14 protein-coding genes and 2 pseudogenes are annotated in these 16,020 nt (G+C 31.4%); 11 read left to right on the top strand and 5 right to left on the bottom strand.

All coding sequences use genetic code 11. The features are described from left to right. Window positions 1-6 precede the first annotated feature (6 nt). The 5 genes from tenA (at window position 7) to yidC (ending at window position 3,890) form a co-directional block, all read left to right on the top strand. Entirely contained in the window at window positions 7-696 is a 690-nt protein-coding gene (gene tenA, locus J3R86_RS09205) for a thiaminase II (RefSeq protein WP_207517042.1), read from the top strand. Next, complete coding sequence (gene thiD, locus J3R86_RS09200) at window positions 689-1,516, top strand: bifunctional hydroxymethylpyrimidine kinase/phosphomethylpyrimidine kinase (protein WP_207517041.1); 828 nt, start codon at window positions 689-691, stop codon at window positions 1,514-1,516. Before tenA ends, thiD begins: the two co-directional genes overlap by 8 nt. Further along, window positions 1,503-2,294: a hydroxyethylthiazole kinase gene (thiM, locus tag J3R86_RS09195; protein WP_207518542.1), complete on the top strand. Its 792-nt coding sequence runs from the start codon at window positions 1,503-1,505 to the stop codon at window positions 2,292-2,294. Before thiD ends, thiM begins: the two co-directional genes overlap by 14 nt. Continuing rightward, a complete protein-coding gene (thiE, locus tag J3R86_RS09190; protein WP_207517040.1) occupies window positions 2,294-2,938 on the top strand; it encodes a thiamine phosphate synthase in 645 nt (214 codons plus the stop codon). The genes thiM and thiE overlap by 1 nt, the downstream gene beginning before the upstream one ends. An 85-nt stretch (window positions 2,939-3,023) precedes the next feature. Continuing rightward, window positions 3,024-3,890, top strand: coding sequence for a membrane protein insertase YidC (yidC, locus tag J3R86_RS09185; protein ID WP_207517039.1), 867 nt, complete (start codon window positions 3,024-3,026; stop codon window positions 3,888-3,890). Here yidC and J3R86_RS09180 read toward each other — a convergent pair. The 3 genes and pseudogenes from J3R86_RS09180 to cls all read right to left on the bottom strand — a co-directional run bounded on the left by J3R86_RS09180 (window position 3,860) and on the right by cls (window position 8,068). After that, a pseudogene (locus tag J3R86_RS09180) lies at window positions 3,860-5,578 on the bottom strand (IS1182 family transposase). The gene yidC and the pseudogene J3R86_RS09180 sit on opposite strands and share 31 nt — an antisense overlap. A gap of 327 nt (window positions 5,579-5,905) precedes the next feature. Then, window positions 5,906-6,556, bottom strand: a complete 651-nt coding sequence (locus J3R86_RS09175) for an HD domain-containing protein (protein ID WP_207517038.1) — start codon at window positions 6,554-6,556, stop codon at window positions 5,906-5,908. Between the two features lie 24 nt (window positions 6,557-6,580). Beyond that, window positions 6,581-8,068 (bottom strand): cardiolipin synthase, encoded by a 1,488-nt coding sequence (gene cls, locus J3R86_RS09170; protein ID WP_207517037.1) that lies wholly within the window; start codon window positions 8,066-8,068, stop codon window positions 6,581-6,583. 170 nt (window positions 8,069-8,238) lie between these two features. On the opposite strand from cls, the gene csoR reads away from it, so the two are divergent. From csoR to J3R86_RS09155, 3 genes are all read left to right on the top strand, one after another. Further along, window positions 8,239-8,532 (top strand): copper-sensing transcriptional repressor CsoR, encoded by a 294-nt coding sequence (csoR, locus tag J3R86_RS09165; RefSeq protein ID WP_002464830.1) that lies wholly within the window; start codon window positions 8,239-8,241, stop codon window positions 8,530-8,532. Between the two features lie 10 nt (window positions 8,533-8,542). After that, on the top strand, window positions 8,543-8,752 hold the full coding sequence (gene csoZ, locus J3R86_RS09160; protein ID WP_207517036.1) for a putative copper chaperone CsoZ: 210 nt from the start codon (window positions 8,543-8,545) through the stop codon (window positions 8,750-8,752). A 122-nt stretch (window positions 8,753-8,874) separates the two neighbouring features. Next, window positions 8,875-9,012 carry an Lmo0850 family protein gene (locus J3R86_RS09155; protein ID WP_000828354.1) on the top strand — a complete coding sequence of 46 codons (138 nt, stop codon included), beginning with the start codon at window positions 8,875-8,877 and terminating at the stop codon, window positions 9,010-9,012. A 264-nt stretch (window positions 9,013-9,276) separates the two neighbouring features. Here the strand turns inward: J3R86_RS09155 and J3R86_RS09150 are convergent, their stop codons facing one another. Then, window positions 9,277-10,476: an FtsW/RodA/SpoVE family cell cycle protein gene (locus tag J3R86_RS09150; protein ID WP_207517035.1), complete on the bottom strand. Its 1,200-nt coding sequence runs from the start codon at window positions 10,474-10,476 to the stop codon at window positions 9,277-9,279. Window positions 10,477-10,792: 316 nt separating this feature from the next. Between J3R86_RS09150 and J3R86_RS09145 the strand changes: the two genes are divergently transcribed. From J3R86_RS09145 to cshA, 3 genes are all read left to right on the top strand, one after another. Then, window positions 10,793-11,863, top strand: coding sequence for a D-alanine--D-alanine ligase (locus J3R86_RS09145; RefSeq protein WP_207517034.1), 1,071 nt, complete (start codon window positions 10,793-10,795; stop codon window positions 11,861-11,863). Window positions 11,864-11,877: 14 nt separating this feature from the next. Next, window positions 11,878-13,236 carry a UDP-N-acetylmuramoyl-tripeptide--D-alanyl-D-alanine ligase gene (locus tag J3R86_RS09140; RefSeq protein WP_207517033.1) on the top strand — a complete coding sequence of 453 codons (1,359 nt, stop codon included), beginning with the start codon at window positions 11,878-11,880 and terminating at the stop codon, window positions 13,234-13,236. Window positions 13,237-13,676: 440 nt separating this feature from the next. Continuing rightward, window positions 13,677-15,200: a degradosome RNA helicase CshA gene (gene cshA, locus J3R86_RS09135; RefSeq protein ID WP_207517032.1), complete on the top strand. Its 1,524-nt coding sequence runs from the start codon at window positions 13,677-13,679 to the stop codon at window positions 15,198-15,200. Window positions 15,201-15,448: 248 nt separating this feature from the next. On the opposite strand, the pseudogene J3R86_RS09130 reads toward cshA, so the two are convergent. Further along, window positions 15,449-15,760 (bottom strand): annotated as a pseudogene (locus tag J3R86_RS09130) (transposase); the annotation flags it as partial. Between the last annotated feature and the right edge of the window lie 260 nt (window positions 15,761-16,020).

The following is a 16,020-nucleotide window of genomic DNA, read 5'->3' as shown; positions in this document are numbered from 1 at the left end:
TAAACATTGACACTATCTCAAGATTTGAAACAATTAGCACAACCAATCATTCATGATATTTATCATGATAAATTCATTCAAAAGTTATTGAAGAGTGAAATTAGTAAGGCAGTGTTACGTCATTATTTACAAGCAGATGCAGCTTACTTAAAAGAATTTACTAATTTGTATGCTTTATTAATACCCAAAATGCCAAGTATGACAGATGTTAAATTTTTAGTGGAACAAATTGAATTTATGGTTGATGGTGAGGTTAGTGCACACGACATTTTGGCTCAGTTTATTGGTGAACCATATGAAGATATTATTCAACAAAAAGTATGGCCTCCAAGTGGAGACCATTATATAAAACATATGTATTTTCAAGCTTATAGTCGTGAAAATGCTGTGTACACTATTGCAGCGATGGCACCTTGTCCTTATGTATATGCTGAAATTGCTAAAAGGGCATTACAAGATAAACATTTAAATAGAGAAAGTCAAACTGCACAATGGTTTGAATTTTATAATACAGAGATGGATAACATTATTGACATATTTGATCAATTGATTGATCGTTTAAGCCAAACGTTTTCGCAAACAGATATTGAACAAGTTAAACATGTATTTTTAGAAAGTTGTATCCATGAACGAAACTTCTTTAATATGGCTGATACACTCGAACAATGGGAATTTGGAGGACAATATAATGAATAAACCAAAAATAGCTTTAACCATTGCTGGTACAGATCCCACAGGTGGTGCTGGTGTTATGGCAGATCTTAAATCATTTCATTCCTGTGGGGTCTATGGTATGGGCGTGATAACGAGTATAGTTGCCCAAAATACTTTAGGAGTACAACATATACATAACTTAGAATCTTCTTGGGTTGAAGAACAATTAACGAGCGTCTTTGTAGACGAATTGCCACATGCAATTAAAACAGGCATGATTGCCACTCATGAAACCATGCAAGTCATACGTCAATATTTATTAACGTATCCTGCTATACCTTATGTCATTGATCCAGTTATGCTAGCAAAAAGTGGAGATTCTTTAATGGACGATACTACGAAAAACAAATTACAACATACATTATTACCACTTGCTGATGTTGTAACGCCTAATTTACCTGAAGCGGAAGAAATAACTGGCTTAAAAATTGAAAGCGAGAAACAGATATACCAAGCAGGCAAAGTATTTATTAATGAAATTGGTAGTAAGGGTGTTGTTATCAAAGGAGGACATGCTTCCGATACGGATATCGCCAAAGATTATTTATTTACTAAAGATAGCGTCCAAGTCTTTGAAAATGAAAGATTTGTTACTCAACATACACATGGAACAGGTTGTACATTTTCAGCAGTTATCACAGCAGAACTTGCTAAAGGACGAACGATTGACCAAGCTGTTGCTAAAGCGAAACACTATATTTCATTAAGTATTCAATATACACCAGAAATTGGTCAAGGGAGAGGTCCCGTAAATCATTTTGCTTATATGAAGAAAGTGGGGTTAGATGATGAAATATCTTAATCAAATTAGAAGCAATCAACCTTTAGTCATTTGCTATACCAATGATGTAGTAAAGAATTTTACAGCTAATGGCTTACTTAGTTTAGGCGCAAGTCCTGCAATGAGTGAAGCGCCTGAGGAAGCACAAGACTTTTATAATGTGGCCAGTGCGCTTTTAATTAATATTGGAACGCTAACTAACAATAACGAGCAAGATATATTAAATGTTGCTCATATTGCCAATGATGTAGGGTTACCGATCGTTTTTGACCCTGTAGCAGTTGGAGCATCGACATATCGTAAACAATTTTGTCAAACATTTTTAAAGGACATCGATGTCTCTGTTATTAAAGGTAATGCTTCAGAAATATTGGCACTTATAGATGACACAGCAACAATGAAAGGGACTGATAGTGATAGTCAATTAGATGCAGTAAATATTGCTAAACAAGCATATGAACGATATCGTACTGCTATTGTAGTTACAGGACAAGAAGATATCATTGTGCAAGATGGTCAAGTCATACGCTTATCTAATGGCAGTCCCTTACTAGCTAAAATTACTGGAGCAGGTTGTTTATTAGGAGGTATAATTGCAAGTTTTACTTTAAAAAATGATAAACCGACGAGCGAAGCTTTAGTAGAAGCAGTTAGTGTATATAATATTGCTGCAGAAATGGCTGAACATCACCCACATTGTACTGGGCCAGGAACATTTTTGCCTTTATTACTAGACTCTATTTATCATTTTACAACTGAACATTATGATATTAATTTAAAGCAAGAAGAGGTTAAATAATGAAATTTTCAGCAAATATGTTACAAGTCTATTTTATATGTGGAACGCAAGATGTAAGACAAGATACCACGTTAAAAAATGTCCTAACAGAAGCACTTGAAGCGGGTATTACATTATTTCAATTTAGAGAAAAGGGTGATAAAGCACTAAAAGGTGATGATAAAGAACAATTAGCAATAGAATTGCAGCATTTGTGTCATCAATTTAAGGTACCGTTTATCGTCAATGATGATGTAGAGTTAGCGTTACGTATTAATGCAGATGGTATTCATGTTGGTCAAGATGATGACGCAATTTCAACATTTATTGAGCGATGTGACGATAAGATTATAGGATTGAGTATTAGTGATGAACAAGAATATCAGCATTCTGACTTGAGCGAAGTTGATTATATTGGCGTAGGACCGATGTATGATACACCCTCTAAAAAAGACGCACATCCACCAGTAGGTCCTGCAATGATTACTAAATTGAAAAGTTACAATTCACATATGCCAATTGTAGCTATAGGTGGTATTACAGTATCTAACACTCAAAATATTGTTAAAGCAGGTGCAGATGGTATTTCTGTTATTTCAGCTATTTCAAAGAGTGACAACATTACACAAACTGTTAAAGATTTTAGAGGTTATTTTAATAATTAGTTAAATTTTTCCACTTATTGTTTCATACGTACTCATTAATATGATAAAATAAATCCTATGTGAATATGATGATAGAGGTGGAAAAATGAAGAAAAAAGCGTTACTACCTTTGTTTTTGGGTATTATAGTCTTTTTAGCAGGGTGTGACTATTCTAAACCTGAAAAACGTAGTGGGTTTTTCTACAATACATTCGTAGATCCAATGAAAAATGTATTGGATTGGTTAGGAAGCCATTTATTAAATGACAATTATGGTTTGGCAATTATTATTTTGGTATTAGTAATTCGTATTATCTTATTACCTTTCATGTTATCAAACTATAAAAATAGTCATATGATGCGTCAAAAAATGAAGGTTGCTAAACCTGAAGTTGATGCGATTCAAGAAAAAGTTAAACGTGCACGTACACAAGAAGAAAAAATGGCAGCAAACCAAGAATTAATGCAAGTATATAAAAAGTATGATATGAATCCAATGAAGAGCATGATGGGTTGTTTACCAATGTTAATTCAAATGCCAATCATTATGGGATTATACTTTGTATTAAAAGATCAATTAGTAGATGGATTATTTAAATATCCACATTTCTTATGGTTTAATCTTGGTCGTCCAGATATTTGGATTACAATTATTGCCGGTATCCTATACTTTGTTCAAGCATATGTGTCTAGTAAAACAATGCCACAAGAACAACGTCAAATGGGTTACATGATGATGATTATATCTCCAATTATGATTATTTGGATTTCATTGAGTTCAGCATCTGCACTTGGTTTATATTGGTCAGTCAGTGCCGCATTCTTAATTGTACAAACTCACTTTGCAAATCTTCATTACGAAAAAGTTGCTAAAAAAGAAGTACAACCATTCATCGAAGAGTATGAAAGAGAACACGGTAAAGCAAAGAAAGCCAAAGGCAATCAAGTTGTGTCAAAAAAGAAAAAGAAATAAAATGATGACATTAAATTTAAAGGGTCTGGGACATTAAGTTCTAGGTTTAAGTAAAAAAAGACAATTTCTATTGAAAATTGATAGAAATTGTCTTTTTCGTTATTAATTTTGAAATATACAGCTCGTTGAGCTGCTATTTTTCTTATGTTAACTGCCATTAGCACAAATCCAAGTTCGCGTTTAACCTTATCAATCCCTCGAACCGACATTCGAGTGAAACCCAAAATAGCCTTCATGAATCCAAAAACAGGTTCTACGTCAATTTTTCTTTGACTATAGATTTTTTGCGTCTCTGGCTCAGAAAGCTTGTGATTAATTTGTGATTTAAAATACTCCCAATTATAATTCTTCATTATTTTTTATTTGTTTTTAACTTTGATTTCATACATTGATGTTTGAGTGGACATCCTGAACAATCATCACATTCATATAATTTAAAATCTCTTTTAAAGCCATATTTATCATTACGGTAAGCATATCGTTTAAAGCCTAATCGTTTTTGATTTGGACAAATAAATTCATCGTTGATTTCATCATAATCCCAATTTTGAGTATTAAAAATGCCACTTTTAAAATTTTTTAGTTTTATCTTTAATAAACATTCCATATGTAATCAAAGGCGTTCTATTAAAATCATCTATAATAGCCATATAGTTTTGTTCACTACCATAACCAGCATCAGCGACAATATACTCAGGTAAATAACCGTAGGTTTCTTTAATCAAAGTTAAAAATGGTATCAAAGTTCTAGTATCTGTTGGATTTTGGTAAACGTTATATGATAATACAAATTGTGAATTTGTCGCTATTTGTAAATTGTATCCTGGTTTAAGTTGTCCATTTTTCATATGATCTTCTTTCATTCTCATAAAAGTAGCGTCATGGTCTGTTTTAGAATAACTATTACGGTCTTGAAGAATTGCTTTTTGTTCTTCGTATTTCAACTTTCGCTCAGAATAATCATCAAATTTCTTTTTAACCTTTTTAATTTCTGTTCTTTTTTGACGAGTTTGCTTTCTTAATTCTGGTTGTGTTTCATTGTCAATTTGCTAATTTAAATCTTCGATTTCTCTATCCAAATGGCTACCGATTAAATCGATATCCTCTTTTGATAAATCAGTATCTTTATCTTCTATAATCTCAGGTATAATTTTGTCTTTTACCAATTCTTGATAGATTATTTTTGAATTTTCGTTCATATCTGATTCATAGTTTAAAATACTTTTCTTCCATACGAATGTATATCTATTGGCATCAGCTTCTACTTTGGTTCCATCGATAAAAATAGCTTGATCATCAATAAGGTTTTGTTTTAGACACTGACTATGAAATTGGATAAATAAAGATTCGATTAAAGCATCCGTTTTAGGATTAACTCTGAAACGATTAATTGTCTTATACGAAGGTGATTGGTTTTGAGATAACCACATCATACGAAGACTATCATTGAGCAATCTTTCAATTTTTCTTCCAGAATATACAGATTGTGTATAGGCATATAGAATAATTTTCAACATCATTCTTGGATGGTAAGAAGTCGCACCACGGTAATGTTTGAATTCATCGAATTCTTTATCTGGTATACTTTCAACAATGTCATTAACGTATCTTGAAATATCATTTTGAGGAATTTTTACTGAAGTTTCCATTGGTAGTGTAAGTTGAGTCATGTTATAATCTTTATACATAAGACACCTCGTTAATTTAGTTTATTGGTATTTATTAAATTATACGAAAGTGTCTTATTTTTTTGAAGTATTTACATGTAAAATTACATAAAAACGAAGTATTGTAGTGAAGACTCCTGAGGGAGCAGTGCTAGTCGAAGACTACAGGCTGAGACAGCACCCTAGGAACGCGAAACTACAATACGGAGTATTGAACATAAAATAGCACAAAGACGATTTAAAAATAAAATCATCTTTGTGCTATTATTTTTGGGTTTTATGTCCCAGGCTCTTTTAGTTATCTTTATATGAATTTTTAAAAGAAAGACTAAAGATATCTATAAAGTACTAATCCTTAGAATAGTTCCATTCCGTTAAAAATTGTTTAACAAATGACGTCATAAATTGATGTCGTTCTTGAGCAATGTGACGTGCTGTTGTTGTGTGCATTAAATCTTTTAATTTAAATAGTTTTTCATAGAAGTGTTTGATTGCTGAAGGAGGTAAGTGATTAATATCTTGATGAGACATCTCAGCATCACTTAATTGCTCAGTCCACATTGGTTCATTAAAATGTCCTGCAAATTGAAATGTTCTAGCAATTCCAATGGCTCCTATAGCATCAAGTCGATCTGCATCTCTAACAATTTGCCCTTCGATAGATAATGTAACATGATTATTTTGTCCATTGTTATAACTCATATGTTGAATAATATGCAAAATATGTTGTTGCATTTCTAATGATAAATCAAGTGTTTGTAAAAATTGTGTTAAAGACTGTAGTTGTATGTTTGAATCAACCAGTTTATCATCAATTGTATCATGAAGTAGCGCTGCTAAAGTAATAACTAAAGGTTGCTCTACATTTTCATGTTCAGCAATATATTCAGCTAATGAAGTTACACGATAAACGTGCGCAATATCATGTCCTGAAAAGTCATGTTGATGTATATTTTCCATAAATTGCTGTGCTGATTTAATACGTTCTTGATTATTCATAAATACTCCTTGAAAAATATAATATTATAAAATAGGTGACAATAATTGAGAAATACCTTCTTTAAATTTAATCCACCAACTACGTTTAGCATACCGTTCTTTAGTTAATTGGTAGGATACTTTTAAATCTTTTTGGAAAGCCTGTTTTAATTTTCGAGCAACTTGCTTATCGTAAATGAATGCATTCACTTCGAAATTCAAAGTAAAACTACGATGATCCATATTAGCAGTACCTACACTAGCAATTTCATCATCAATAACTAATGTTTTTGAATGTAAAAACCCATCATTATAATGATAAACCTTAACACCTGCATCTAAAAGTGAAGCTGCATTTTTCAAAGTAGCCCAAAATACAAACATATGATCCGGCTTATTAGGTATCATTATGTTGACATCAACGCCACCTAATGCTGCAATTTTAATTGAGTCTAAAAAAGCTTGATCGGGAATAAAGTATGGAGACTGAATATATATGGACTCTTTGGCTGATGAAATCATTTTTAGATAGCCATATTTAATTTGCTCCCAATCCTCATCCGGTCCGCTAGAAGCAATTTGAATTCCAATAGTACCTCCTGAATTAACATCTGGGAAGTAGCGCTCATCATAAGATAAATGATCACGCGTAGATTGAGAGTTCCAATCAAGAATAAATCTTAATTGCAACGCATTGACAGCATCTCCAACGATTCTTAAATGAGTATCTCGCCAATAGCCAAATTTTTTAGATTTACCGAGATATTCATCACCTACATTAAAGCCACCAACATAACCAATTTGACCATCAATAACAACTATTTTACGGTGGTTACGGTTATTCATACGTAAATTAATCAAAGGTAACTTAGATGGGAAGAAAGCTTCTGCATGTCCACCTTTGTCACGAAAGGCCTTTAAATCTTTTTTACGTAAATCTCTAGACCCCATATCATCATACAAAATTTTCACTTCTACTCCTTGTTCTGCTTTAAGAGAAAGTTCATGCAATAACGTTTTGCCAAGGTCGTCACTATGTATAATATAGTATTGAAAATGAATATAATCAGTGGCATGACGTATATCTTGAATTAAATCATCAAATTTATCGTGACCATCCGTATATATTTTTAAATCATTATCAGTTGTTAAAAAAGCTGCGTTATTATATAGCAACATTTGAATCATTTCTTTAAATTTAACGATTTGATAATTAGAATTGGAAAAATTGTTCTTTTGTAATGCTGCTAATTGTTCATCTACGATAAGTTCAAGGCCTTGCTTATCTTTTTTATCTAGTTTGAATATTTGATCACGTTGTATTTGTCGACCTAATAGTAAATATAAGATAAAGCCAAATAAAGGTAGGAAAACTAAAACGAGTAACCAAGCCCAAATAGAGTTAGCCGAACGACGTTCCATAAATATGATAGTAAATGCAAAAATTAAATTTAAAATAAATGCACCTAAAAAAATAACGTTTAAAATAATATTCGAGTGTCTAAAGAAAATGGATGATAATAACTCTATCATTAGGAACCTCCGTAATTCTGTATTAACAATTGAATAACTAAATCTCATTAATTGTATCATGAATTATCATGGCAATGTTAATTAAGCATATAATGACCAAAAATGAATCATGTTGACTACTAAGTTTGTGAGATATACTATTAACAAGAATGGAATAGGGAGTGAATATCATGACAGAACAAGATAATGCACATCATTCTGAACAAATTAAAACAAATCTGAAATCAAGATTAAATCGTATAGAAGGTCAAGTACGTGCCATTAATCGTATGATAGAAGATGATGTCTATTGTGATGATGTTTTAACGCAAATTAGGGCTACAAGATCTGCTTTAAACAGTGTTGCAACAGTATTGTTAGAACAGCATATGAAAAGTTGTATTATGAATAAAGTAAATCAAGGTGCTCAAGAAGAAGCAATGGAAGAATTATTAGTTACATTTCAAAAATTAATGAAAGATTAGGTGACGTTATATGTTAAACAATAGTGTAATTCATACTGCAGGTATTGAAACAGAAGAACAAGCACAACATGTATCTGCAATACTAAAAGAAATGATAGGTGTAAAATCAGCTAATGTAAACATCATTGATGGTAGTGTTGAGGTTGAATATGAAACACCATCAAATCTTGATAGTATTGAAAAAGAAATCTATGATGCAGGCTATAAAGTAATTTATTAAATGGAAAGTATACAACATACTGCAAAAATGTAAAATTTATTTAAAAATTTGTAAATTATGTAGTAAAGGTAGGATGAATGGGGTAAGATATTAATGAAAGCTATCCAAACGAGGTGATAATAATGAAACGTCCAGAAAAGATTCAAAATGTAGTCAAACTATTGTCATCATTAGGTGTGAATATTAAAAAAACTAAATCTCGTTTAGATATTATTAATACGCTACCAGCATCTAATAAAGTAAGTCATGAGTTAAAATAATTGACTGTATATGAGAAATACTATTAAATAACTTTTTATGTTGAATATAAAAGTTTGTAAGTGCTAATTAACGACCTAATATGAGCGTCGTTATTAGCACTTTTTTTCGTTTCACAAACTACTATCATATGTTTAAATTGTTTGTGAATTTATTTATCATTAACACTTAAAATTTAGAACGAAAAAATCCTAGATAGTCGACAGAATTGCTAACTATCTAGGATTTGAATTAATTGTATATCGATATTATTTGAGTCTAAAGTATTAAGATTTAGCATAATATAAGTCTTTATATTTTTTTGGTTCGTGGTAATAAATAGATAATATGACACCAATACCAGCCATCAAACTCCATAAAGAGCTACCGCCGTAACTGATAAATGGTAATGGAATACCAGTGATTGGTAATAGCTGAATCGTCATACCAATATTTTGTAAAATATGGAATACAAGTAAAGTTACATAGCCAGCAATAAAGATTTTACTGAATTGATCTTCAGTTTTAGTAGCTAGTCTAATTAAATGGAAGATTAAAAATAAAAAGACCAAGATTAAAAATACTGCGCCTAAAAATCCCATTTCTTCACCAATAACTGAGAAAATAAAGTCAGTATGATTTTCAGGAATATAAACTTCACCATGATTGTATCCTTTACCAATTAATTGTCCAGAACCAATCGCCTTAAGTGACTCGGTTAAGTGGTAACCATCACCACTACTGTATGTGTATGGGTCTAACCAAGAATTGATACGTCCCATTTGATAAACTTGAACACCTAATAACTTCTCAATTAGTGAAGGGGCATACAATATGCCTAATATAACTGTAGCACCTACGACAATACCAGTAATGAAAATAGGAGCAAGTATACGCCAAGTTATACCACTAACTAACATGACCCCACCTACAATTGCTGCTAATACTAAAGTTGTACCTAGGTCATTTTGGAATAGAATTAACAAACTTGGTATTAACGACACACCGATTATTTTGAAGAATAACAACAAATCACTTTGAAACGACTTATTGAAAGTGAATTGATTATGCTTAGCTACTACTCTAGCAAGTACTAAAATAAGAATAATTTTCATGAATTCAGATGGTTGTATACTAATTGGACCAAAACTATACCAACTTTTTGCACCATTAATGATTGGTGTAATTGGAGATTCTGGAATAATCAATAAACCAATAAGTAATATATTAAAGATAATATACAAAATATATGTGTAATTTTTAATTTTCTTAGGTGATATGAGCATAATAATGACTGCTAATATTGTGCCTAATATATAGTATGAAATTTGTCTTGTACCGAAATTAGCACTGTATTGGCCACCACCCATTGCTGAATTTATTAGTAATACACTAAATATAGCTAATACTGTAATAGTCGCTACTAATATCCAGTCTATTTTTCGTAACCAATGTTTATCCAGTTGCTGACGAGATGAATAGTTCATTTCTTACTCCTTTTACCCACGCTTATAGTTATTTTAATTTTACATGACTTTCACTAAATTAGCTAGAATATCCAGGTGATAAAACAACAAGAATACATAATGAAGCAACGTTGATAATCTTAAAGAAAACTGTAACATAAATAAGTATGGACGGTAAATATTCACATTATAGCACTCATTTTGAAATGCAAAATGACAATAAAATATGATACTATTAAGGTTCAAAGATACGTCGATTAAATGAAAATAATTAACAACCACATCAATTTTAATATATTATAGCTATGCTATGAATATATCATTGGAGGAAATTAACATGACCAAACAAAATATATGTATCGTTTTTGGTGGTAAAAGTGCAGAACATGAAGTATCAATTTTAACTGCACAAAATGTCTTAAACGCAATTGATAAAGATAAATATCACGTTGACATTATATACATTACAAATGATGGAGAATGGCGAAAACAAAGTGATATCACTGAACATATTGAATCAACAGATGATTTACAATTAGCCAATGGAGAAAGTGGCGAAATTTCTAAGTTAATTAAAGAGAGTAGTTCAGGTGAACCATATGTAGCAGTATTCCCATTATTACACGGACCAAACGGAGAAGATGGTACTATCCAAGGACTATTTGAAGTCTTAGATGTACCATATGTTGGTAATGGTGTATTATCTGCTGCAAGTTCAATGGATAAACTTGTAATGAAACAATTATTTGAACATAGAGGGCTACCTCAATTACCATACATTAGCTTTTTACGTTCTGAATATGAGAAGTATCAACATAATATTTTGAAATTAGTTAACGATAAATTAACCTATCCAGTATTTGTTAAACCAGCCAATTTAGGTTCAAGTGTTGGTATTAGTAAATGTAATAATGAAGAAGAACTAAAGCAAGGTATTGATGAAGCATTTCAATTTGACCGCAAACTTGTGATCGAACAAGGTGTTAATGCACGTGAAATTGAAGTAGCAGTTTTAGGGAATGACTACCCTGAAGCGACATGGCCTGGTGAAGTGGTCAAAGATGTGGCATTTTATGATTATAAATCAAAATATAAAGATGGTAATGTACAATTACAAATTCCAGCAGAATTAGATGATGATGTACAGTTAACTTTACGTAATATGGCACTGGAAGCTTTTAAAGCAACAGATTGCTCTGGGTTAGTACGTGCAGACTTCTTTGTTACTGAAGATAACCAAATCTACATTAATGAGACAAATGCAATGCCTGGATTTACAGCATTTAGTATGTATCCTAAACTATGGGAAAATATGGGATTATCATATTCAGAATTGATAACTAAATTAATTGATTTAGCAAAAGAACGTTATGAAGATAAACAGAAAAACAAATATAAAATTGACTAATTGAGGTTGTTATTATGATTAATGTGACATTACAACAAGTAAAAGAATGGGTACCTTGCGATATAGACGATCAATTTTTAGATAGATCAATCAATGGTGTAACAATTGATTCAAGAGCAATCGCAAAAGATATGTTATTTATTCCTTTTAAAGGTGAGAACGTCGATGGACATCAATATGTAGCTCAAGCTTTAAATGACGGTGCTGGTGCATCGTTTTATCAAAAAGGAACTGAATTATCAGATGATGTAGTAGGACCAATTATTTGGGTCGAAGATACTTTAACGGCTTTACAGCAACTTGCTGAAGCATATTTACATTACGTTAACCCTAAAGTGATTGCAGTGACTGGTTCAAATGGTAAGACAACAACTAAGGACATGATAGAAAGTGTCTTACATACAGAATTTAAGGTTAAAAAGACACAAGGTAATTACAATAATGAAATTGGATTACCACTAACAATATTAGATCTTAATGAGGATACTGAAATTTCTATTCTAGAAATGGGGATGTCAGGTTTCCATGAAATTGAGTTGTTATCAAATTTAGCTAAACCAGATATAGCAATTATTACAAATATCGGTGAATCTCATATGCAAGATTTAGGATCAAGAGAAGGTATTGCTCAAGCTAAAGCTGAAATAATGATTGGTTTGAAAGAAAATGGCACATTTATTTATGATGGTGACGAACCACTATTGAAGCCACATGTTGATAAAGTAGTTAATGCCGAATGTATAAGTATCGGTTTGAATAACCAAAATGATTTAGTTTGTCATATTGAAGATAAAGAAATGAATGGTATTGCTTTTACTATTAATAATGAAGAAAGTTATGAACTACCTATATTAGGCGTACATAATATGAAGAATGCCACTATTGCTATTGCAGTAGGTAAAACGTTAGGTCTATCATATGATGTGATTTATAACAATATTAAACATGTAACATTAACAGGGATGAGAATGGAACAACATGTTTTAGCTAATAATATTACAATTATTAATGATGCTTATAATGCAAGTCCTACTAGTATGAAAGCTGCAATTGATACATTAAGTGCGTTACATGGACGTAATATTATCATTTTAGCTGATGTGCTAGAATTAGGTCCTAATAGTCAAGTTATGCATAAAGAAGTCGGAGAATATTTAAAACATAAAAATATCGATATGCTATTAACTTATGGTGATGATGCTCAATTTATTCATCAAACAGGACAACATCATGTTGCTAGTGCAACACATTATCATGATAAACAACAATTGATTAATGATTTACAACAACTTATACAACCACAAGATAATATTTTGGTTAAAGGTTCAAGAGGTATGAAATTAGAAGATATTGTTAATGCCTTAGTAAAATAACAAATAATTATGATATATGAACTCAAAGTCCTAGATTATTTATCTGGGGCTTTTATTTATTAGCATGTCATATTGTATTACCGCTGCAGTGTCACAATGTAAAAAATTAGCAGTTCATCGTTATATAGTAATAAAGCAGTTTTTCTGATAATGATGATATAAAGGTAAAACTTAATCTTGAAATATTATTTAAATTGTTGATAGTGTAAAAATATTTTTTCTAACATTTTGTGATGTTAAAAAGTAACGCTTACATCTAATTAAACCCTAGCTTTTTGACAAAATTATGACAAAAAATAAGCTGGATTTGACATTATATTAGTGAATTGCTTTATTGCGATTAAAATTTTTTGGTGGTACTATAAAGAAGTTGATGAAATATTAATGAACTTATATGCAAAAGTATATTGAGAAATAAACAGGTAAAAAGGAGAATTATTTTGCAAAATTTTAAAGAACTAGGGGTTTCGGATAATACGGTTCAAACACTTGAATCTATGGGATTCAAGGAACCAACACCTATCCAGAAAGACAGTATCCCTTATGCGTTACAAGGAATTGATATCCTTGGACAAGCTCAAACCGGTACAGGTAAAACAGGAGCATTCGGTATTCCTTTAATTGAAAAAGTAGTAGGTAAACAAGGGGTTCAATCTTTAATTCTAGCACCTACTAGAGAATTAGCGATGCAAGTTGCTGAACAATTAAGAGAATTTAGCCGTGGACAAAATGTTCAAGTAGTTACTGTATTTGGTGGAATGCCTATCGAACGCCAAATTAAAGCCTTGAAAAAAGGGCCACAAATCGTAGTTGGTACACCAGGACGTGTAATCGACCATCTTAATCGTCGTACATTAAAAACAGATGGTATCCATACCTTAATATTGGATGAAGCGGACGAAATGATGAATATGGGATTCATCGATGATATGAGATTCATTATGGATAAAATCCCAGCACAACAACGTCAAACAATGTTGTTCTCTGCAACTATGCCTAAAGCAATCCAAGCTTTAGTACAACAATTTATGAAATCACCAAAAATTATTAAGACAATGAATAATGAAATGTCTGACCCACAAATCGAAGAATACTATACAATTGTTAAAGAGTTAGAGAAATTTGAAACATTTACGAATTTCTTAGACGTTCATCAACCAGAATTAGCAATCGTATTTGGACGTACTAAACGTCGTGTTGATGAATTAACAAGTGCGTTAATTTCAAAAGGGTATAAAGCAGAAGGATTACATGGTGATATTACACAAGCGAAACGTTTAGAAGTCTTGAAGAAATTCAAGAATGATCAAATTAATATCTTAGTCGCTACAGACGTAGCAGCAAGAGGACTGGATATTTCAGGTGTTAGTCATGTTTATAACTTTGATATTCCACAAGATAAAGAAAGTTATACTCATCGTATTGGTCGTACAGGCCGTGCAGGTAAAGAAGGTATCGCTGTAACATTCGTTAATCCAATTGAAATGGATTATATCAGACAAATTGAGGATGCTAGTGGTAGAAAAATGTCAGCATTACGTCCACCACATCGTAAAGAAGTGTTGCAAGCACGCGAAGACGACATCAAAGAAAAAGTTGAAAGCTGGATGGCTAAAGAAACTGAATCTCGTTTAAAACGTATCGCAACTGAATTATTAAATGAATATAATGATGTTGATTTAGTAGCTGCATTACTACAAGAATTAGTAGAAGCTAATGATGAAGTTGAAGTTCAGTTAACTTTTGAAAAGCCATTAGCTAGTAAAGGTCGTGGCGGTAAAAATGGTGGTTCACGTGGAAGAAATAATAAACGTGGAAACCATAAATTTGATAGCAAAAGAAAGCATTCAAAAGGTGGCTATTCAAATAATAAAAAGAAATCTAACAAAAAATTTGACCGTAAAGACAACAATAACGGTAACAAATCAATGAAAGGTCGCACATTTGCTGACCATCAAAAATAGATAATATTTTCAAATCTCGGATGCTATTGTATCCGAGATTTTTTTGTTTGATGACCTATAGCTGAAGCTACAATGATATAACAAGGTGACATAGTTTTGAAGAAAGTATAAAGATGACTAAGAAAAACCGACTCTCCATTTCCTACGATTAGTCAAGTACTTATAAATAAAATAAACATTACTAAATTAAACCGTTCAATTTAATTTTTTTGAATAAGGTGTTAAACTATATTTGATTGTACGTTTGGCTAATGTGGGGACATTTGATAATCGTACAATTTCTGATTCATTACTAAATAATGAATCGTTTTTAACAATCGTTTTATACAAGCGACGACGGCAGTCTTATGAGATTTCTCATTAGGCTGCTTTCTTAGTTTATAATAATAATCGATGACATGATTATCAAAATGATGTTGACTCTTTATAATATTCATAACCACTCAAAATAATAGTCTTCTCGCTTTTTTATTACCACGTTTGTTGATTGTATCTCTACTAGATGTACTACCTGATTGATATCGTTTGATATCAATACCTACAAAAGCATTGAGCTGTTTTTTAGGATTGATAAATAAAAAGTGAATAAATTAAAAAATAATTATGTATCAGTCCAATTTTGGAGAGAACCGAAAAACCTAACAATAAAAAATTTAACAGCATTATAGATACATTTGTATTCAAGATTAAGTGTTGAAGTAAATTAAATCTATTAGTTCAATTTGTTAGAAAATCGAATGAACTAAAAATGAAATTGATATTCATCATTGTCCGCTTAAGGTACGTATATGAGATATGCTATAATATCAAGTAATAGTGA

Source organism: Staphylococcus simiae, from assembly GCF_017357005.1.
GTDB classification, from domain to species: domain Bacteria; phylum Bacillota; class Bacilli; order Staphylococcales; family Staphylococcaceae; genus Staphylococcus; species Staphylococcus simiae_A.
This window is presented reverse-complemented; position numbering and strand designations above follow the sequence as displayed.

Bases quoted from the DNA above. Each gene is read 5' to 3' on its own strand.
- cls (WP_207517037.1), bottom strand. From the start codon at position 8,068: ATGATAGAGTTATTATCATCCATTTTCTTTAGACACTCGAATATTATT.
- csoR (WP_002464830.1), top strand. From the start codon at position 8,239: ATGACAGAACAAGATAATGCACATCATTCTGAACAAATTAAAACAAAT.
- thiM (WP_207518542.1), top strand. From the start codon at position 1,503: ATGAAATATCTTAATCAAATTAGAAGCAATCAACCTTTAGTCATTTGC.
- J3R86_RS09175 (WP_207517038.1), bottom strand. From the start codon at position 6,556: ATGAATAATCAAGAACGTATTAAATCAGCACAGCAATTTATGGAAAAT.
- thiD (WP_207517041.1), top strand. From the start codon at position 689: ATGAATAAACCAAAAATAGCTTTAACCATTGCTGGTACAGATCCCACA.
- J3R86_RS09145 (WP_207517034.1), top strand. From the start codon at position 10,793: ATGACCAAACAAAATATATGTATCGTTTTTGGTGGTAAAAGTGCAGAA.
- J3R86_RS09140 (WP_207517033.1), top strand. From the start codon at position 11,878: ATGATTAATGTGACATTACAACAAGTAAAAGAATGGGTACCTTGCGAT.
- yidC (WP_207517039.1), top strand. From the start codon at position 3,024: ATGAAGAAAAAAGCGTTACTACCTTTGTTTTTGGGTATTATAGTCTTT.
- thiE (WP_207517040.1), top strand. From the start codon at position 2,294: ATGAAATTTTCAGCAAATATGTTACAAGTCTATTTTATATGTGGAACG.
- J3R86_RS09150 (WP_207517035.1), bottom strand. From the start codon at position 10,476: ATGAACTATTCATCTCGTCAGCAACTGGATAAACATTGGTTACGAAAA.
- J3R86_RS09155 (WP_000828354.1), top strand. From the start codon at position 8,875: ATGAAACGTCCAGAAAAGATTCAAAATGTAGTCAAACTATTGTCATCA.
- csoZ (WP_207517036.1), top strand. From the start codon at position 8,543: ATGTTAAACAATAGTGTAATTCATACTGCAGGTATTGAAACAGAAGAA.